The organism is Sphingomonas sp. PP-CC-3A-396 (assembly GCF_004343105.1).
Taxonomy (GTDB): domain Bacteria; phylum Pseudomonadota; class Alphaproteobacteria; order Sphingomonadales; family Sphingomonadaceae; genus Sphingomonas.
Genome location: NZ_SLYF01000003.1, coordinates 1 through 18,530, shown reverse-complemented (window position 1 = coordinate 18,530; position 18,530 = coordinate 1). Strand labels below are relative to the sequence as shown.

At 65.6% G+C, this 18,530-nt stretch carries 21 protein-coding genes; 13 read left to right on the top strand and 8 right to left on the bottom strand.

Translation table 11 applies throughout. The annotated features are described in order from the left end of the window. Positions 1-57: 57 nt before the first annotated feature. Genes C8J40_RS06420 through hisI form a run of 4 tightly spaced genes read right to left on the bottom strand, consistent with a single transcriptional unit; the run spans position 58 to position 3,205 of the window. Positions 58-1,860: an acyl-CoA dehydrogenase C-terminal domain-containing protein gene (locus tag C8J40_RS06420; RefSeq protein WP_132896306.1), complete on the bottom strand. Its 1,803-nt coding sequence runs from the start codon at positions 1,858-1,860 to the stop codon at positions 58-60. 3 nt (positions 1,861-1,863) lie between these two features. Then, complete coding sequence (locus C8J40_RS06415) at positions 1,864-2,313, bottom strand: MerR family DNA-binding transcriptional regulator (protein WP_132896305.1); 450 nt, start codon at positions 2,311-2,313, stop codon at positions 1,864-1,866. Between the two features lie 32 nt (positions 2,314-2,345). After that, positions 2,346-2,846, bottom strand: a complete 501-nt coding sequence (locus C8J40_RS06410) for a hypothetical protein (RefSeq protein WP_132896304.1) — start codon at positions 2,844-2,846, stop codon at positions 2,346-2,348. Further along, entirely contained in the window at positions 2,843-3,205 is a 363-nt protein-coding gene (gene hisI, locus C8J40_RS06405; RefSeq protein ID WP_132896303.1) for a phosphoribosyl-AMP cyclohydrolase, read from the bottom strand. The genes C8J40_RS06410 and hisI overlap by 4 nt, the downstream gene beginning before the upstream one ends. Positions 3,206-3,325: 120 nt before the next feature. On the opposite strand from hisI, the gene purF reads away from it, so the two are divergent. Together purF and C8J40_RS06395 are read left to right on the top strand one after the other, a co-directional pair. Beyond that, positions 3,326-4,783 (top strand): amidophosphoribosyltransferase, encoded by a 1,458-nt coding sequence (purF, locus tag C8J40_RS06400; protein WP_056058607.1) that lies wholly within the window; start codon positions 3,326-3,328, stop codon positions 4,781-4,783. 16 nt (positions 4,784-4,799) lie between these two features. Beyond that, positions 4,800-5,510, top strand: coding sequence for an SDR family NAD(P)-dependent oxidoreductase (locus C8J40_RS06395; protein WP_132896302.1), 711 nt, complete (start codon positions 4,800-4,802; stop codon positions 5,508-5,510). Positions 5,511-5,591: 81 nt separating this feature from the next. Here C8J40_RS06395 and C8J40_RS06390 read toward each other — a convergent pair whose 3' ends face one another. The 3 genes from C8J40_RS06390 to C8J40_RS06380 form a co-directional block, all read right to left on the bottom strand. Continuing rightward, complete coding sequence (locus tag C8J40_RS06390; protein WP_132896301.1) at positions 5,592-6,836, bottom strand: cyclopropane-fatty-acyl-phospholipid synthase family protein; 1,245 nt, start codon at positions 6,834-6,836, stop codon at positions 5,592-5,594. 207 nt (positions 6,837-7,043) lie between these two features. Continuing rightward, positions 7,044-8,405, bottom strand: a complete 1,362-nt coding sequence (locus C8J40_RS06385; RefSeq protein ID WP_132896300.1) for a deoxyribodipyrimidine photo-lyase — start codon at positions 8,403-8,405, stop codon at positions 7,044-7,046. Continuing rightward, positions 8,402-9,343, bottom strand: coding sequence for a histone deacetylase (locus tag C8J40_RS06380; RefSeq protein ID WP_132896299.1), 942 nt, complete (start codon positions 9,341-9,343; stop codon positions 8,402-8,404). The genes C8J40_RS06385 and C8J40_RS06380 overlap by 4 nt, the downstream gene beginning before the upstream one ends. A gap of 74 nt (positions 9,344-9,417) precedes the next feature. On the opposite strand from C8J40_RS06380, the gene C8J40_RS06375 reads away from it, so the two are divergent. From C8J40_RS06375 to C8J40_RS06355, 5 genes are read left to right on the top strand one after another with little or no spacing between them, the layout of a single operon-like run. Beyond that, positions 9,418-9,900, top strand: a complete 483-nt coding sequence (locus C8J40_RS06375; protein ID WP_132896298.1) for an RNA pyrophosphohydrolase — start codon at positions 9,418-9,420, stop codon at positions 9,898-9,900. 52 nt (positions 9,901-9,952) lie between these two features. Continuing rightward, positions 9,953-10,855, top strand: a complete 903-nt coding sequence (locus C8J40_RS06370; RefSeq protein ID WP_243693235.1) for a DUF481 domain-containing protein — start codon at positions 9,953-9,955, stop codon at positions 10,853-10,855. A 40-nt stretch (positions 10,856-10,895) separates the two neighbouring features. Continuing rightward, positions 10,896-12,101, top strand: a complete 1,206-nt coding sequence (locus C8J40_RS06365) for a hydrolase (RefSeq protein ID WP_132896297.1) — start codon at positions 10,896-10,898, stop codon at positions 12,099-12,101. Further along, complete coding sequence (locus C8J40_RS06360) at positions 12,098-13,114, top strand: arginine N-succinyltransferase (protein WP_132896296.1); 1,017 nt, start codon at positions 12,098-12,100, stop codon at positions 13,112-13,114. The genes C8J40_RS06365 and C8J40_RS06360 overlap by 4 nt, the downstream gene beginning before the upstream one ends. Beyond that, entirely contained in the window at positions 13,111-14,364 is a 1,254-nt protein-coding gene (locus tag C8J40_RS06355; protein ID WP_132896295.1) for an N-succinylarginine dihydrolase, read from the top strand. The genes C8J40_RS06360 and C8J40_RS06355 overlap by 4 nt, the downstream gene beginning before the upstream one ends. Before the next feature lie 55 nt (positions 14,365-14,419). Here C8J40_RS06355 and C8J40_RS06350 read toward each other — a convergent pair whose 3' ends face one another. Continuing rightward, on the bottom strand, positions 14,420-14,752 hold the full coding sequence (locus tag C8J40_RS06350) for a site-specific integrase (protein ID WP_132896294.1): 333 nt from the start codon (positions 14,750-14,752) through the stop codon (positions 14,420-14,422). On the opposite strand from C8J40_RS06350, the gene C8J40_RS06345 reads away from it, so the two are divergent. The 6 genes from C8J40_RS06345 to C8J40_RS06325 all read left to right on the top strand — a co-directional run bounded on the left by C8J40_RS06345 (position 14,751) and on the right by C8J40_RS06325 (position 18,413). Beyond that, positions 14,751-15,389: a phage portal protein gene (locus tag C8J40_RS06345; RefSeq protein WP_207901158.1), complete on the top strand. Its 639-nt coding sequence runs from the start codon at positions 14,751-14,753 to the stop codon at positions 15,387-15,389. The genes C8J40_RS06350 and C8J40_RS06345 overlap by 2 nt on opposite strands. Beyond that, positions 15,382-16,341 carry a hypothetical protein gene (locus C8J40_RS06340; protein WP_132896292.1) on the top strand — a complete coding sequence of 320 codons (960 nt, stop codon included), beginning with the start codon at positions 15,382-15,384 and terminating at the stop codon, positions 16,339-16,341. Before C8J40_RS06345 ends, C8J40_RS06340 begins: the two co-directional genes overlap by 8 nt. A 123-nt stretch (positions 16,342-16,464) precedes the next feature. Next, positions 16,465-16,614, top strand: coding sequence for a hypothetical protein (locus C8J40_RS20200; protein ID WP_165911377.1), 150 nt, complete (start codon positions 16,465-16,467; stop codon positions 16,612-16,614). 13 nt (positions 16,615-16,627) lie between these two features. Further along, the gene (locus tag C8J40_RS06335; RefSeq protein WP_132896291.1) at positions 16,628-16,912 is read left to right on the top strand and encodes a hypothetical protein; all 285 of its coding nucleotides are present in this window, start codon (positions 16,628-16,630) and stop codon (positions 16,910-16,912) included. A 216-nt stretch (positions 16,913-17,128) separates the two neighbouring features. Continuing rightward, positions 17,129-17,764 (top strand): hypothetical protein, encoded by a 636-nt coding sequence (locus C8J40_RS06330; RefSeq protein WP_207901157.1) that lies wholly within the window; start codon positions 17,129-17,131, stop codon positions 17,762-17,764. A gap of 388 nt (positions 17,765-18,152) precedes the next feature. After that, complete coding sequence (locus tag C8J40_RS06325; RefSeq protein ID WP_132896290.1) at positions 18,153-18,413, top strand: hypothetical protein; 261 nt, start codon at positions 18,153-18,155, stop codon at positions 18,411-18,413. Positions 18,414-18,530: the final 117 nt, after the last annotated feature.

The window sequence follows — 18,530 nt, the reverse complement described above, 5'->3', positions numbered from 1 at the left end:
CCCCGTCAGAGGGAGGCATACGGGGCGGATAGCTTTGGCGATCCGCCCCGTTTTCGATCAGGCCGCCATGAACATCTCGGGCGGCAGCGCCATCAGCGACTCCGCGCCACCCTCGATCTTGCGACGTAGTGCGCCCGCATCCGGCAGGATCCGCTCGGCATAGAAGCGCGCCGTCACCAGCTTGGCGTCTAGGAACGCAGTCTCGCCCTCGCCTGCCGCCTTTAGCTTGGTCGCAGCGACCGCCATCCGCAGCCACATCGTGCCGACCGCGACGATCCCCATCAGGTGCATGTAGCTGACCGCACCCGCGCCGACGTTCTCAGGATTCTTCATGCCATTAGCCATGAACCACATCGTCGCCGCCTGAAGCTGGCCGTTCGCCTTCTCCAGCGCCTCGGCGAACACCGCCGTCGCCGGATCGGTCTTCGCCGCGGCGACGTCGTCCGCCACCAGCTTGAAGAACGCCTGGATCCCGCGTCCGCCATTCTGCGCGAGCTTGCGCCCGACCAAGTCCATCGCCTGCACGCCGTTGGTGCCCTCGTAGATCATCGCGATCCGGGCATCGCGGACATACTGCTCCATGCCCCATTCGGCGATGTAGCCGTGGCCACCGTACACCTGCTGCGCGTTGGTCGCGATCGCATAGCCCATGTCGGTGCCATAGCCCTTGATGACCGGGGTCAGCAGCGAGATGATGTCACCCGCCAGCTGGCGCTCCTCCTTGGTCTCGGCATGATGCTCGAGATCGGCCTGGAGCGCGGTCCACAGGATCAGCGCGCGCAGACCCTCGGTCAGCGACTTGCCCTCCATCAGCATGCGGCGGATGTCGGGGTGGACGAACAGCGTGTCCGCCTTCTCCTGCGGCTCCTTCGGCCCGGTCAGTGCGCGCCCCTGGCGGCGATCCTGCGCATACTGGACCGCATTCTGGTAGGCGACTTCGGCTACACCAAGCCCCTGAAGCCCGACGCCGAGCCGCGCCGCGTTCATCATGATGAACATCGCGGCGAGGCCCTTCATCTCCTCGCCGACCAGCCAGCCGGTCGCCGAATCATAGTTCATCACGCAGGTCGAATTTGCGTGAATTCCCATCTTGTGCTCGATCGACCCGCAGGTGACGCCGTTGCGCCCGCCGAGCGAACCGTCCTCGTTCACCAGCACCTTCGGCACGACGAACAGCGAAATGCCCTTCACGTTATCCGGCGCGCCCGGCGTCTTCGCCAGCACGAGGTGGATGATGTTGTCGGTCAGGTCATGCTCGCCGCTCGAGATGAAGATCTTCGTGCCGGTGATCGCGTACGAGCCATCCGCCTGCGGCTCGGCCTTGGTGCGGATCAGGCCGAGATCGGTGCCGCACTGCGGCTCGGTCAGGTTCATGGTCCCGCCCCATTCGCCGGACACCATCTTCGGCACGTACATCGCCTTCTGCGCGTCCGAACCCTTGGCGATCAGCGCGGCGATCGCGCCGTGCGTGAGGCCCGGATACATCGCGAACGCCATGTTCGACGAGATCATGTATTCCTGGAACGCGGTCGACACGACGTGCGGCATCCCCTGCCCGCCATATTCCGGCTGGTTGCCGAGCGTCGCCCAGCCGCTCTCGACATACTGCTTATACGCTTCCTTGAAGCCGTCCGGCGTCGTCACCGAGCCGTCCTCATGCCACGTGCAACCCTGCTGGTCGCCCGACAGGTTGAGCGGGAACAGCACTTCGGCGACGAACTTGCCGCCCTCCTCAAGCACCGCGTCGACGACGTCGGGGGAGGCGGCATCGAAGCCGGGGAGATTGGAATAGCGTGGCAAGCCAACGACATGCTCGAGGACGAAACGCGTGTCGCGGACGGGGGGCGTATACTGGGGCATGGTTTATCCTTGGTTGTCCTGGGCGCGGCTGACTTCGAGAAGGGCCACGAAACTGGTGAGTTCATCGATGGCGAGATCGATGTCGCGCTTCTGCGCGGTGAGCAGCGCGATCCGCGCCTGGCTGCGCTCGATCACGACCTGGCGCTGTGCACGCCGACCATCGCCGAGATCGTAGAGGTCGATCATCTCGCGGATCTCGCCGAGGCTGAACCCCACGCGCTTGCCGCGCAGGATCCAGGCGAGACGCGCGCGGTCTCGGTGCGAATAGATACGCTGCGTGCCGCGACGCTCGGGCGCGATCAGTCCCTCGTCCTCGTAGAACCGCAACGCGCGAGCTGTCACGTCGAACTCGGCGGAGAGGTCGGAGATCGTGAAGCTCTCACGGTCGTGCCGCGGCTCGATCACCGCGTAGGATTCGGGAGAGACCGGAGAAGGAGATGCTCGTGTCGCCATCCCGAGACAAATAACTCTCGTTTACGTCAACGTCAATTAGCGCAGAGCAACTTCCCCGCAGATGATCGCCCACCCGTTGAGCGTAACGTCGAAGCCTCCGATCGCGATTCGCTGATCCGATCGACGGCTAGCGCGGCTAGCGAGGCGCGGCCAGTACACAGCGATTCACAGGCTTCTGGCATCTCGGCGGGGAAGACGATCCGATCGCCGTCGAACCGGGCGTCGAATTTGCACGCGCCAAATGCGACTTTTAGTGCATCGTCCGAGCGCTCGACGGTCCCGGATGCGGCACAGCCCTGATCTTCGCCGTAGTCGACGCTGACCCCGATCCGGGCGGTCTTCTCGGTGCCGATAACGCAGACCCGGTCGGTATCGCGCGCCCAGTACCCCTGCAGCGGCGCGTTCGGGTCGGACACGATCCCTGCGGTCTCCGCCGCCGCCTCAAGCCGCGCCCCCGCACTATCCGCGACCGTACGAGACGGCTCCTGCCCGCACCCGCTCAAGACGAGAGCGAGCAGCAACGCCCGCTTCATTCGGCCGGCACCAGTCCGCCCCCCTCGATCCGGCGGAAGAAGCAGGTCCGCTCGCCGGTGTGGCACGCTGGCCCCGCCGCGTCAGCGATCACCCACACCGCATCCTGATCGCAATCGATCCGCAGCTCGGCGACGCGCAGCACGTTCCCCGACGTCTCGCCCTTCTTCCATAGCTTCTTGCGGCTCCGCGACCAGAAATGCGCCTCGCCGGTCGTCTGCGTCTGGGCCAGTGCCTCGGCGTTCATGTGCGCGACCATCAGCACGTCGCCCGATACGCGATCGGTGACGACCGCGGTCAGGAGCCCAGCGGAATCGAATTTCGGATCGAGCGTCAGGCCCGTGTCGCGGCTGTGTGTCATGCGTCGGATATACCCGAAACCCGCCGGGATGCGACCAGCGGCGCGCAATGTTATTACAAACAGGCGACAAGCCGGCGATCCGCTCGTATAGGGCAGCTTCCGCACGACGTGAGAACCGGCATGCTGACGACAAACCCTTATGATGACGACAAACTCCGCGAAGAATGCGGGGTGTTTGGCGTTTCGGCCACCGATGGCGCAGCCGCGCTCGTAGCCTTGGGGCTGCATGCGTTGCAGCACCGCGGCCAGGAAGCCGCCGGCATCACGACCTTCGACGGCGCGCATTTCCACACGCATCGCGCGATGGGCCATGTCGCCGGCAACTTCGACCGCGACGACGTCATCCGCTCGCTGCCGGGCACCGTCGCCTGTGGTCATGTCCGCTATTCGACGACCGGCGAAACCGCGCTGCGTAACGTCCAGCCGCTCTATGCCGAGCTGTCGACCGGCGGCTTCGCGATCGCGCATAACGGCAACATCTCGAACGCGATGCGCTTGCGTCGCGAGCTCGTGCGCCGCGGCTCGATCTTCCAGTCGACCAGCGATACCGAGACGATCATCCACCTCGTTGCGACATCGAACTACCGCACGTTGCTCGATCGCTTCATCGATGCGCTGAAGCAGATCGAAGGCGCCTATTCGCTGATCGTGATGACGCCGGAGGGCATGATCGCCTGCCGCGATCCGCTCGGCATCCGGCCGCTCGTCATGGGCAAGCTGGGCGACGCGGTGATCTTTGCCTCCGAGACCGTCGCGCTCGACGTCGTCGGCGCCACCTTCGTCCGCGCGATCGAGCCGGGTGAACTTGTCATCGTCCAAGGCTCAGAGATCCGCTCGATCCGGCCGTTCGCGCCGATGGCGGCGCGGCCGTGCATCTTCGAATGGGTGTATTTCTCGCGCCCCGATTCGATCGTCGACGATCACTCGATTTATTCGGTGCGCAAAGCGATCGGCGCGCAGCTCGCGATCGAATCACCGGTCGATGCCGATCTTGTCATCCCGGTCCCCGATTCAGGCACGCCCGCGGCCATCGGCTATGCGCAGCAATCTGGCATTCCGTTCGAGCTCGGCATCATCCGCTCGCATTATGTCGGCCGCACGTTCATCTCGCCGGGCGACAAGGTCCGCCACCTCGGCGTGAAGCTCAAGCACAACGCCAACCGCGCGCTGATCAAGGGCAAGCGGGTCATCCTCGTCGACGATTCGATCGTTCGCGGCACGACCTCGCTCAAGATCGTCGAAATGATGCGCGAGGCAGGCGCTGCCGAAGTCCATATGCGGATCGCCAGCCCGCCGACGCGGCATTCGTGCTTCTACGGTGTCGACACGCCCGAACGCGAGAAGCTGCTCGCGGCCAAGCTCGACCTCGGCGGCATGACCGGCTTCATCCATGCCGACAGCCTGAACTTCATCTCGATCGACGGCCTCTACAAGGCGCTCGGCGAGGCGAAGCGCGCGGATGTCCGCCCGAAATATTGCGATGCGTGCTTCACCGGCGACTATCCGACGACGCTGACCGACCATGACGAAGGTTCGGAGGTCGATCAGTTCGCGATGCTCGCCGAACGCGTCATCTGATACTCGCGGAGCTGATATGACGGACAAGCCTCTCGAAGGCCGGCTGGCGCTGGTCACTGGTGCCAGCCGCGGCATCGGCGCCGCGACCGCGATCGCGCTGGCGGCAAAGGGCGCGCACGTCGTCCTGACGGCGCGAACGCCGGGTGGTCTCGAAGAGGTCGAGGCGTCGATCCATGCGGCGGGCGGTTCGGCGACGATAGCGCCTCTCGATCTTGCCGAGAGCGAAGCCATCGCGCGGCTGGCGACGGCGATCGGCGACCGCTGGGATGCGCTCGATATCCTCGTGCTCAATGCGGGCATGCTCGGTTCGCTGTCGTCGGTGCCGGCGATCGATCCGAAGGAAATGGCGCAGGTCCTGACGCTCAACGTCAGCGCGCAGGCTGCCATGATCGCTGCGTTCGACACGATGCTGAAGAAGGCCAAGTCGGCTCGCGTGATCGGCGTAACGTCCAGCGTGGGCCGCAAGCCTCGCGCGTACTGGGGCCTTTATGGTGCCTCGAAGGCTGCGTTCGAAACGCTGCTCGGCGCGTACGGCGACGAGATGGCCGAGATCAGCGCGATCCGCGCCGCGATCGTTGATCCCGGCGCGACGCGGACCAAGATGCGGGCGCGGGCGTATCCGGGCGAGGATCCGAACTCGGTCAAGGAACCAACAGTAGTGGCCGACCGCATCGTCGCGCTGGCGATCGAAGGCTTCGAAGCTGGTCACTTCGAGCGGGTCGCCTAACCGTTCTCCTGCGAACGCAGGAGCCCAGGGTCACAATCGCCACCGCCCGCTACCCTGGATTCCTGCGTACGCAGGAAAGCGTTACCGCTTCACCAGCGTAACCTGCGCGACGTCGATCCCACCGCCGAGGAACCCGCCCTCGCAATACATCAGATAGTAGCGCCACAACGCCACGAACCGCGCATCGAACCGCGCCGGCAATCGCCCTTCCGCAACCGCCGCATCGAACGCAACGCGCCACCGCCGCAACGTCTCGGCATAGTGCAGCCCGAACCCGCGCCGGTCCTCCCACGCCAGTCCCCGCGCCTCTGCCAGCGCACGAAACCCTGGTTCGGACAACAGCATCCCGCCCGGAAACACATAGCGCTGGATGAAGTCGACACTCCGCGAATAGGAGTCGAAGATCGCATCGTCGATGGAGATATACTGCAACGCCGCACGCCCACCCGGCTTCAACGCGCGCGCGATCGCGTCGAGATAGATCGGCCAATATTCTTCGCCGACCGCCTCGACCATCTCGATGCTCGCCACCGCGTCGTACGTGCCGGTGACGTCACGGTAGTCGGTCAGCGCCACGCGGACACCGTCGAGCCCCGCCGCCGCGATCCGGTCGTCGACTTGCCGCTTCTGCTCCGTCGACAGCGTCAGTGCGTGCACGCCGACCCCCGCGCGCGCCGCCATCTCGGCGAACGATCCCCAACCGCAGCCGATCTCCAGGATCGTATCGCCCGCCCGCGCCCCGGTCCGGTCGAGGATTGCGCGCAGCTTGGTCCCCTGCGCCGCCTCATGCGGTTCGGCATCGTCGAACGGCTCGGCAAAGATCGCGCTCGAATAGGTCAGGCTCGCATCGAGCCACGTTTCGTAGAAGTCGTTGCCGAGATCGTAATGCGCGGCGATGTTCTTGCGCGAGCCAGTTAGATCGTTCCGCCGCATCCGATGCCACGCCCGCGCGGCGAGCCGCACTACCCCCCCCGACCGTGCCGCGCCCCCGAGCGAGCGGCGGTTGCGCATGAACAGGTCGAACAGCGGTACCGGGTCTGGGCTCGACCAGTCGCCGGCCGCCCAGCCTTCGTACCAGCCGACCGATCCCGCGGTCGCCAACCGCACCAGCGCGCGCCAGCGGTGAACGGTCACGATGGGTAAAGGCCCCGGAGCCCGACCGCCGATCAGCCGCCGCGTGCCGTCGGGCAAATGCGCGTCTATGCCGCCACTCTCAAGCCCCGCATCGATCCGGTCGAGCAGGCGGTGAAACACCGGCGCAACGAGACGCGTAACCGTGGAACCCTGCGCAGCGGGCACATCATCGAAAGCGGAAACGACGGTCATCGCGGCGCTCCATGCAACACGGGCAACGGCTAGGAAAGAGGCGTCGGCGCGGAAACGGCTGGAACGTAATCAAGACCACAATGCACTCCCCTCCCTTACAGGGAGGGGCCGGGGGTGGGTTGGTGGGTTCGAGCCACTGACGGTCGACCGAGCGGAACCCGACCCATCCCCAACCCCTCCCTTCCAGGGAGGGGAGAAAATGCGACCCTAGCGCGCGTGCCGCCCGGCTTCGAGCGCACGCTCGCGGCCTTCGCGGTGGCCGACGATCTTTGCCGGATACGCCTTCGGCCGGCAGCCGGATTCCTCCGGATCATGGATCGCTTCGCCGGTCACCTTTGCCAGTTCCGGCACCCATTCGCGAATATAGTCCCCCGCATCGAACTTCTCCGACTGCGACAGCGGCGCCATGATCCGCCCGAACATGTTCGAATCCACCCCGGTCCCGGCGACCCATTGCCAGTTCACCGAATTATTCCCGTAATCCGCATCGACCAGGCAATCCCAGAACCACCGCTCGCCCTCGCGCCAATCGATCAGCAGGTGCTTCACCAGGAAGCTCGCCGTGATCATCCGCACGCGATTGTGCATCCAGCCGGTCGCCCATAGCTGGCGCATCCCGGCATCGACGATCGGATAGCCGGTCTTGCCCTCCTGCCACGCCTTCAGGTCCGCCTCGGCCTCCTTGCCAGACCGCCAAGGAAGCTTGTCGAACTTTGGTCGCCCGTTCGTGTCGCCGTAGTCCGGCATCGTCAGCACGACGCCATCGGTGAAATCGCGCCACGCTAGTTCCTTGCGGAACGTCGTTGCGTCGCCGTGACCATCTACCGAATGCCACACCGCACGCGGCGAGATCTCGCCGAAGTGCAGGTGCGGGGACAGGCGCGAGGTGCCCTCGATCGACGGCATGTTGCGATCGACGTCATAGGCCTCGACGATCGGCGCCATCGCTTTCGCGTTCTCCAACGCCTGCGCCTCGCCCGGCGTCCAGTCGCCGAACCCCGCCGACCAGTCCGGCTTGGTCGGCAGCAGATCCCAGTCCGCCAGCGTATCGCTCTTCGGCCATTTCGACGGCGCGGGGATCGTCCGCGGCGCAGGCTCGGGGTCGCCCGGCGGCATCATCTGGTTGAGCGCCTTCCAGAACGAGGAATACACCTTGAACTGCCCGCCCGACCCCGTCTTCACATCCTCGACGCGGGCAAGATGGTTGCCGTCATGCAGGCACAGCCTATCGCCAAGCGCCGCCTCGGCCTTCCGCCACCAAGGCTCATAATGCCGGATCGCGTGTATCTGCTCGGCACCGGTTTCCTCCATCAGGGCCTTTAACACTTCGACCGCATCGCCGCGGCGCAAAACCAGCTTCGAGCCCTTGTCCGCCAGCGACTTGGCAAACGACTCGAGCGTGTGGTGCAGCCACCAACGCTGGGCGCCGCCCATTTTCCATTTCCCCGACGCGTCGTCGTCGAGCACGTAGACCGGAATCACCGGCCCGGCATGCGCGGCGGCGATCAGCGCGGGGTGATCGTGAAGGCGGAGGTCCTGGCGCAGCCAGAGCAAAGAAGGTGTCGTCATCGCGCGTTCAATGCACCAACCCGCAGTCCGGCGTCACCCGCGGCGGCAAAAGTTTCGCCCAGCGTCAGAATCGACGCGACGTGCCGCTCTGCGATTGCCAGCGCATCGTCACCATAGCCGCCGCCCACCGTACTCGCGAGCGGCACGCCGCGGTCGATCGCGAGGCCGGCGACGAGCCGCTCGCGCCGCGCCAACCCGTCGAGCGTGAGCGACAACCGTCCAAGTCGATCGCCCTCGAATGGATCGACCCCCGCCTGATACAGGATCAACTCCGGCCGAAACTCGTCGAGCAACGGTACGAGGCTTGCCTCCAGCGTCACCAGATAGACCTCGTCGCCGACCTTGTCCGGCAACGGCACATCGAGCGTCGACCGCGCCTTCCGGACCGGAAAATTCTTCTCCGCATGGATCGAATAGGTGGCGATCTCGGGCCGTCCCGCGAGCAACGCCGCGGTCCCGTCGCCCTGATGCACGTCGCAATCGACCACCAGCACGCGCGCCACGCGGCGCGCGTCGATCAGCCGCGCCGCTGCCACCGCCAGGTCGTTGAACACACAGAACCCAGCGCCGGTATTTGCCAGCGCATGATGGCTCCCGCCCGCCGTATTCGCCGCGAACCCGTGCTCCAGCGCGAGACACGCCGCCAGCCACGTCCCGTGAGGGACGATCGCGGCACGCGATGCCACCGCTGACGTCACCGGAAACCCGATCCGCCGCTCCTTCTCCTTGGGCACCTGCGCCCCAAGCACCTCGGCGACGTAATCCTCGTCATGCACCGCCTCGAGCCACGCGGTCGGCGTCGTCTCGGCTCGATGCCACGTCACCGCATCGCCCTTGTCGAGAAGCAGGTCGCGGATCAGCCCGTTCTTGTTCCAGCGATAGGTCGAGCGCGCCGGCGCTGGCGTGACATAGTCGGGATGGTGGACGACATGGATCATGCTCCGTAGGTAGGAGCGCGCTGCCCGAGCCCCAAGCGGTTCGCCGCACAAGCGCCTGCGTTCCGGAGACTTTCGTGACCGATTACTCGACCCTTCCCTACCGCCCCTGCGCCGGCGTGATGCTCGTCAACGCCGACGGCAAGGTCTTTGTAGGCCAGCGCAACGATTCGCCGTCCGAAGCCTGGCAGATGCCGCAGGGTGGGATCGATCCGGGCGAGGACGCCGAAGCCGCCGCATTGCGTGAACTCGGCGAGGAAACCGGCGTCATGCCGGACAAGGTTGAGCTGATTGCGGAAGCGCCGGGTGAATTCGTCTACGACCTCCCCCCCGAACTGCTCGGTAAGGTGTGGAAGGGCAAATGGCGCGGGCAGACGCAGCGCTGGTTCCTGTATCGTTTCAACGGCACCGACGCGGACATCGACATCGCCACCGAGCATCAGGAGTTCCGCGTCTGGCGCTGGAGCGATCCCGCCGACCTGCCGCGGCTGATCGTGCCGTTCAAGAAGGTGCTGTACGAACAGGTACTCGCCGCCTTCGCGCCACATCTCGGCGCATAACCGCATCGTTCCACAGTTTCCATCGCGTTGCGCTACCGTTACGGAATCCAGCGTGCGCCGCTTAACATGCCTCATCTTCGCCCCGCTGTTGCTTGCCAACGCGCCCGATCCGCAATCGGTGATGATCCCGGAAACGATCCGCGCGATGCTAGACGCGGCGCTGGAGGCGGGGAACGAGGCCGACGTCAACACGATCACCAAATATGCGCGCGCCGCGGATCCACTCAGCGGCGACGCGGTGCTGGCGATCGCCGAGAAGTGGAAGGCGGACCGCGCCGCACAGCGTACGCAGGTCATCCGCCAGGCCAGCTTCCTCGATTTGTGGAGCGGCAAGGCGGAGATCGGCGGCTATCTGACCACCGGCAACTCCGATACCGCGGGCGGTACAGCGGTGCTCGATCTCAACCGCGAGGCGCTGCGCTGGCGTCACAAGTTCCATGCGCAGGCCGATTATCAGTCGAACCTCGACGTCACGACGCGGGAGCATTACCTCGCCTCGTACGAACCCAATTACAAGGTCGACGATCGCGCCTACATCTACGGTGTCGGACAGTATGAAGGCGACCGGTTCCTCGGCTATTACAACCGCTATTCGACCTCTGTCGGTGCCGGCTACAGCGTGATCAAGACCGCCGGGACCAAGCTCGATCTCGAACTCGGACCAGCCTATCGCCACACCGAATTCACCGACGATACGGTCCAGAGCAGCCTGGCCGCACGCGGCACGGCGAACTTCAGCATCCGCATTCTTAGCGGCCTGTCGGTGAGCCAGGTCGCGTCGGCCTATGTCCAGCGCTACAACAGCACGCTGAGTGGCACGACTTCGCTCAACGCCAAGCTCATCGGTCCGCTCTCCGCCGCGCTGTCGTACAGCGTCCAGTATGAAAGCGAGCCGCCGGTCGGATCGGTCTCGACCGACACCACTAGCCGCGCGTCGCTCGTCTACAGCTTCTGACGCTGTTCCCTCTCCCGGCCGGTTTCGCTAGGGTCGGGTGATGAGGGGACTTTCAACGATAGAGCGCGATGCCGTCGACAAGGCGCACGCGGCTCCGATGCTAGGACAGGTCGAGGCCTGGGCGGCGATCAACAGCGGGACGCGCAACCTGCCCGGACTCGCGACGATGGCGGGGTTGTTGGGTGATGCGTTCGCCAGCCTGCCGGGGGACATCACGCTGGTCGAGCCGACACCGGTCGACAGCGTCGCGACGGACGGCGTCGTGTCGTCGATTGAGCACGGCAAGCATCTGCATCTCGTCGTCCGCTCCGACGCGCCGGTAAGGATGCTGTTCACCGGGCACATGGACACGGTCTATCCGGTGGATCACGCGTTCCAGTCGCTCCAGTGGCTCGACGATGGCTGGCTGAACGGCCCTGGCGTTGCGGACATGAAGGGCGGGCTGGCCGTGATGCTCGCGGCGCTTCAAGCGGTCGAAGCGAGCCCCCTCGCCGCCCGGATCGGTTATGACGTCGTCATCAACTCGGACGAGGAAACCGGCTCCTTCTCCTCCGCCCCGCTGCTGGCCAGCGCCGCGCACGGCAAAATCGCCGCGCTGACCTACGAGCCAGCACTCGCCGACGGCACATTGGCGGGCGCACGCGGCGGCACCGGCAATTTCTCGATCATCGTTCGCGGCCGTAGCGCGCATGCCGGCCGCAACCCCGAGGACGGCCGCAACGCGCTCGTCGCCGCCGCGGATATCGCGGTGCGGCTTTCGAAGGTCCGCGGTCCGCGCCTCGCGGTGAACCCGGCACGGATCGAAGGCGGCGGTCCCAACAACGTCGTTCCCGACCTCGCCATCCTCCGCATCAACTTCCGCCCCGCGACGCTCGACGATATTGCGCGCGCCCAGTCCCACATCGACTCCGCGGTCGCGATGGTGACTGCCGAGCATGACGTCCGTATCGAAGTCCATGGCAGCTTCAACCGCCCGCCCAAACCGATCGACGACGGCGCCGCTCGACTATTCGACCTCGTCAAGGCGTCGGGCAGCGATCTCGGTCTCGACATCGCCTGGAAAGCGACCGGCGGCGTCTGCGACGGCAACAACATCGCGGCCGCCGGCGTCCCCGTCGTTGACACGATGGGCGTCCGCGGCGGTGCGATCCACTCGACCGACGAGTTCATGATCCCCGACAGCCTGCCCGAGCGGGCAGCGCTGTCGGCGGTCACCATATTACGCATCGCGGAGGGCCGGTTGTGAGCTTCAGGATCCGCGCCGCGGTCGACGACGATCTTCAGCATCTCTACGAAATGGCCAAGCTCACCGGTGGCGGTTTTACCAACCTGCCGCCCGATCGGCGCGCGCTGACCGCTAAGTTGGAGCGCAGCCATGCCGCCTTCGCGCGCAGTGACGGCCCGGTCCAGGACGAGCTGTTCGTGCTGATCCTCGAAAACACCGAGACCCACGAAGTCCGCGGCACCTGCCAGATCTTCACGCAGGTCGGCCAGAGCTATCCGTTCTACAGCTACCGGATCGGCCAGCTCACGCAGCACAGCAAGGAGCTCAACCGCACCTTTCGTGCCGATATGCTCTCGCTCGCCACCGATCTCGAAGGCGCGAGCGAAGTCGGCGGGCTGTTTCTCCATCCCGGCGAACGCGCCGGTGGCCTCGGCCTGCTGCTCGCGCGCAGTCGCTACCTATTCATCAAGATGCACCGCGCGCGCTTCGCCGATCGCATCCTCGCCGAACTGCGCGGGGTGATCGACGAAGCCGGCGGTTCGCCGTTCTGGGACGGTCTCGCCGGCCGTTTCTTCGGGATGAATTTCCAAGACGCGGATCAGTTCAATGCGATCAACGGCCACCAGTTCATCGCCGACCTCATGCCCAAGCACCCGATTTATACCGCGATGCTGACCGAGAGCGCACGCGCGGCGATCGGCCTTCCCCACCCCTCGGGTCGCGCGGCGATGCGGATGCTGGAGAACGAAGGCTTCGCGTTCGAGAATTACGTCGACATCTTTGACGGCGGACCGACGATGACCGCGCGCACCGACCGGGTCCGCTCGATCGCCGACGCGCGCGAAAGCCGTGTCGTCGCGATCGACCAGGACGGCGGCACCGAAGCGCTCGTCGCGACCGGCAACCTCGCCGACTTCCGCTGTGCGTTCGGGCATGTCCGCGAGACGGAAGACGGCGTTGCCCTCTCTCCCGACAGCGCCGCGGCGCTCGCGCTAGCCGAGGGCGCGCTCGTGACGCACGTTGCACGGCTATGACCATGGTCGAGATCAACTTCGACGGGCTGATCGGCCCCAGCCATAATTTCGCCGGGCTCAGCCCCGGTAATCTGGCCGCGACGCAGCATGCCGGGCAGATCGCGCATCCGCGGGCGGCGGCGTTGCAGGGCATCGCCAAGATGCGCGCGAACCTCGATCTGGGCCTAGTGCAGGGCGTGCTGATGCCGCTCGCCCGCCCCGACCATCGCTGGCTCGAAGCTTTGGCGACCGCCTACGACCACGCGCCGCCGCATCTTCGCGCGCAGGCCTTGTCGGCTTCGGCGATGTGGGCGGCGAACGCGGCGACGGTATCGCCCGCGGCCGACACCCGCGATCGCCGCTGTCACCTGACCGTCGCCAACCTCGTGACGATGCCGCATCGCAGTCACGAATGGCCAGGCACGCTCGCCCAGCTTCGGACGGCGTTCGCAAACCCCGCCTTCGTCGTGCATCCCCCCGCCCCGGCCCCGTTCGGCGACGAGGGCGCCGCCAACCACATGCGGCTCTGCGCCGATCATGCCGCACCCGGCGTCGAGGTCTTCGTCTACGGCAAGCCCGGCGGACGCTTCCCCGCCCGCCAGCACCGCGACGCGAGCGAAGCCATCGCGCGCGCGCACGGTCTCGATCCGGCACGGACTGTGTTCGTCCAGCAGTCCGATATCGCGATCGCCGCGGGGGCGTTCCATAACGACGTCGTCGCGGTCGCCAACGAGCGCGTGCTGTTCGCCCACGAACACGCCTTCGAGGACAAGGATGCGTTCTACGCCGATCTGCGCCGCCTCCTGCCCGAGGTCGAGATCGTCGAGGTTCCCGCTGACCGTGTCAGCCTCGCCGACGCGATCGCGTCCTATCTGTTCAACGCACAACTCGTCTCGCTCGCCGACGGCATGGCGCTGATCCTGCCCGAGGAAGCGCGCGCCAATGCCGGGGTGTGGTCGTGGCTGCAAGCGCACGTCGCGGGCAACGGTCCGATCCGCCACCTGCACGTCGTCGACGTCCGCGAATCGATGAGCAACGGCGGCGGTCCTGCCTGCCTCCGCCTGCGTGTGGTCGCCGATCCGGCAACCGTCGATCCCCGCTTCCTTGTCGATCACGCCAAGCTCGACCGGATCGCCGCGATCATCGCCGCGCACTGGCGCGAGGCGATCGATCCGGCATCGATCGGCGATCCCACGCTGATCGCGGCTATCGAAGCCGCGCGGAGTACGCTCCTGACCGAGCTCGATCTTGTCGGGTTAATTTACACATAACCCGAGATGGCGGAATTGCGCGAGTCGCGAGCGGAGTTTTCCACTGTTTGTAAGTTCACGATTTGCTCTCCCATGCCTCCATGGCGGCATCGGCGAGCGTCGATTGATTGCGGCGGCGGGCGTACCACTCCACCATTGTGAGGGATTGGCCGCTGACCGCGGCGGTCTGAGCGACCGAGCAGCCGGCCTCGAGCAGCGCGATCACAGCGTTCTTGCGCAGCCCATGCGGGACGCTCGGTGCGCCGGCGGCGGCCGAGAACGCCTTGAGGATCTTGCGCGCGTTGTCGTCGCGCATCGGCTTGCCGTGGATCGTCAGGCAGATCGGGCCCGGCCCTCGCACCCGCGTGGCGAGCTCTGCCTTCAGCGCGCTATGGATCGGGATGCTCATGCTCCGCGAGGCCTGGAACGAACAATCCAGGGGGCTCAACCAAGGCAGTACGCCGATCCTGACCGCCGGTCTGAAGGCGACGCCGATCGGCGCGAAGGCCACGGACTCCCAGCTGGTCGATATGCTGAAGCTGTCGGACAAAGCGATCGCGAGCGTCTACCGCGTTCCCCCGGCTATCGTTGGCGAGGAAGCCAAGGCGGTCGCGTCGACCGAAACGCTGATGCAGTTCTGGCTCGCTAGCGGCCTGGGGTTCGTCCTCAACCATATCGAAGAAGCGATAGGCCTGTTCTTCAAGCTTGGTGGACAGCCCGACGAGTATCTCGAGTTCGATACCAGCGCCCTGCAGCGCTCGTCGTTCAAGGAACGCGTAGAAGGCTGGGCTGCCGGTACGAAGGGCGGAATCTTTGATCGGAACACTGCGCGTGCCGATTTCGAAATGGGGCCGGTAGATGGCGGCAACGAGCCATGGGTGCAGCAGCAGGATATTCCGCTGAGCGTTGCGGCACGCGCGGCGAAGGAACCGTCCGTGCCGCCCTCCCCGCCTGAACCCGTGGCTCTGCCTGTCGAGGCTCCCGAGGATCAAGCGCGGCGATACGAAGCCCTGCGCCAGAAGGAAGCGAGCCAGATATATGGATGATATTGAGGTCCGTGCTTTCGTCGATGGCGCGCGAGACGCCGTGCGCAAGATGCTTGCCGATGTTCGCGTCGAAGCGGATCGAGCAGAGGCGCTCCGGGCAGCCGAGCACCGCGCGTTCATGGCTGAGAGCCGTCAGGCGGATGTCATCCGCGATCGCGACTTCGCCAATGTGATGCGCGATCTGAAGGACCACCTCGCCTCATTGAAGGATGGTGCGGCTGGTCGTGATGGCGTCGACGGCAAGGACGGCGCCCCCGGTCGCGACGGCATCGACGGTCTGAACGGCACGGACGGTGCGCCTGGGCAAGACGGCGCAGCTGGCGAGCGCGGTGCGGATGGCGCGCCGGGCGTCGACGGTAAGGACGGGCCGGATGGTCAGCCGGGTATCGCTGGCGAGCCGGGTCGCGACGGCGTCGATGGCAAGGACGGCCCAGAAGGCGCGCCCGGCCGTGATGGCGCGAACGGGGCCGACGGGCTCGCCGGCGCAGCGGGTCGTGATGGGGCCGATGGCTTAAACGGAGTCGATGGCGCACCGGGACGTGATGGCGAGCAAGGCCCGCAAGGTTTGCCCGGCGTGGATGGGCGCGATGGCGTCGACGGCAAGGACGCCTACCACGGTGAGGCACGCGGTTTGTTCGATCCAGACGCGCAGTATCGGGCAATGGACACGGTCAGTTTCAACGGCTCGGAATGGCGCGCCAAGCGAAATGAGCCTGGCGAGATTCCAGGCGATGGCTGGATGCTCTCGGCTGGGCGCGGCAAGCGCGGCAAGCGCGGCGATCGCGGTGACCGTGGCGAGCGCGGCGCCGATGGCGCGCCAGATCGCGCGGCTCCCGAGATCATCGCCTTGTACGCCGACCCCAAGGCGATGAGCATAGTCGCGACGAAGGACGATGGCAGCGAGTTGACCGCTGACCTGTTCGAACTCGCCCAGGTCATACGCACCGCTTGAACTTCCCATTTCGGGATCGGCTTGACCCCTTGGTCGGTCCCGGAACTCTCAGTCTACGAGGTGCGCGCATGGCTGTAGAGCCCATCACGCTGGAGCATGTGAAGACGCATCGACGCCCTGCTGATGCTGCTTAAGACCTCGCCCGACAAAGTCGCAGAGGCGGTGGTTCACATCGAGCAGATGCGAGCCCGGCAACAGCAAGAGGTCGCGATCGAGCGCGGCGCGCAGGCTGGCGCGGCGATCGTCAGCGTCGCCCCAGTCACCCCTATATAGAGAAGGAAACGCCATGAACGACGTCGACCGCCACTGGCGCTACGTGATCGCGCTAACCCTGATCGTTGGATACGTCGGGCTCGCGGCGATCTCGTTCTTCCACCAGGTCCCAGCGAACAATACCCGATTTGTCGATGGGCTCTTCACCGGCCTCGGCCCGATCGTTGGCGCCGCTGTAGCTGCAGTTCTCAACGTCGGGAAAGGTAACAGCGCGCAGCAGGATGCGACGATCGGCACTCTCGTGGACAAGCTGCCGCCCCAGACCACCGGGACCGTCCCAGCTACCCCAGCAGAATAACGGCCCGCTTCACCGGGAGAGGCGATGGCGGGCCGGCCAAAGGTGATCTCTTCGGCACCTGATACTCGCGCAGGGTGCCCGTGATTCGCAAGAGATAACGGCCCGCCTCAAGCGCCCGTGTGAAGCGCGAGGCGGGCCGGCCGGGTGCAGGATTAATACCCGGCAAGGGCACAACTTCCCGGCGGAACGAAGGTCCCCTCTCGAAAAGGAATTATTATGACGACGGCATCAAAGCCGGCGACCGCCCCTGCGCGCCCGGCGCGTGGGCTGGCGTCTCCGGACAAATTCTTCGCGTCGATTCGTCCGCTGTTCGGGAAGATGACGCCGGCGCAGGTCGAGGGCATCGAGGCGAAGCTTGCCGCGTTCGCTGCGCAGGGCTCGCCTCTGGCGTACGTTGCATACGGGCTTGCCACCTCGTTCCACGAGACCGCCCAGCGTATGCAGCCGGTTCCAGAGATCGGACGCGGTCGAGGCAAGCCATATGGCAAGCCGGGCAAGCATGGCGGGCAAGTCGCGTACGGACGTGGCGACGTGCAGCTGACGTGGGACAGCAACTACGAGATCGCCGATGCCGAGCTCGGGCTGAAAGGGGCATTGCTCGCGGACTTCAATCGCGCGCTCGAAACTGAGATTTCCGCGCGCGTGATGGTCTGCGGCATGACCGAGGGCTGGTTTGCTGGCGATAAGGTCGGGCGGCATAAGTTCGCGCGCTACCTGCCGGCAAAGGGCCCTGCAACAATTCCGAACTTCACCTCGGCGCGGCGCATCATCAATGGGATCGACCGTGCCGAGAAGGTCGCCGGGTACGCCATGTCGTTCCAGGCGGCTTTGGTTGCCGGCGGATGGCTCTGAGGGAACTCGACCGCCTAGTGCTTTGACGAGCGATAAACCCCGGCGGCCGTGCTCACCTGTACCGAACGACCCTTTACCAATCTGTTACTTCGCTCTTCCGGCATCGTAGAAATCCGACAAACCAAGCCTTTCATTCAGAAAAGCGCCGAGACGATTAAACCGGCTAGGATCCAACACATCGCACCAGCGAGGGCGCCGACGACGAGCCCGCTCATCAGCGGTGCTCTCGACACCTCGGGACCATTCTGAAGTTCCTCAAAGTCTTCCTGCACTGTTCTCTCCACGCGCGCTGGCTACCGACCGCCTAATCGACGCTCGGCTAACAGATTGTGTTCCCGGACCATTCCAGTTGTCCGCTCCCTTCCCCTTCCTTGAAAGGTTAATCAACATGAAACTGCTAACCGCTGCGCTCTGCGCGGCGAGCCTGTCCGCGTACGCGCAAACCCCGCGCCTGGACGTGTGCAAGGGCGCTGAATTGCGTCGCACCGCCTACTCGACCGCGATCGAGGCTGTCGCTCTCCTCGAGTTCTCCGGCCGCCCGGTGCCGCAGGCCGCGCTGATCGCGCGAGACGCTGCGCAGCTGGCGCTGTCGATCCTTGATCGGAACTTCCCGCGGCCCGCGCCGACCGCCAACCCCGCCCCGCGCTGACACATCAAGCCCTGACGTTCGTCCGTCCGGCCATCTTCCAGGAGTTATATTATGGGTTCTCAGACCGCGGCGGGTACGTCGCTTGCCATCTCAGCGACCGGGCCGGCTACGAATGAT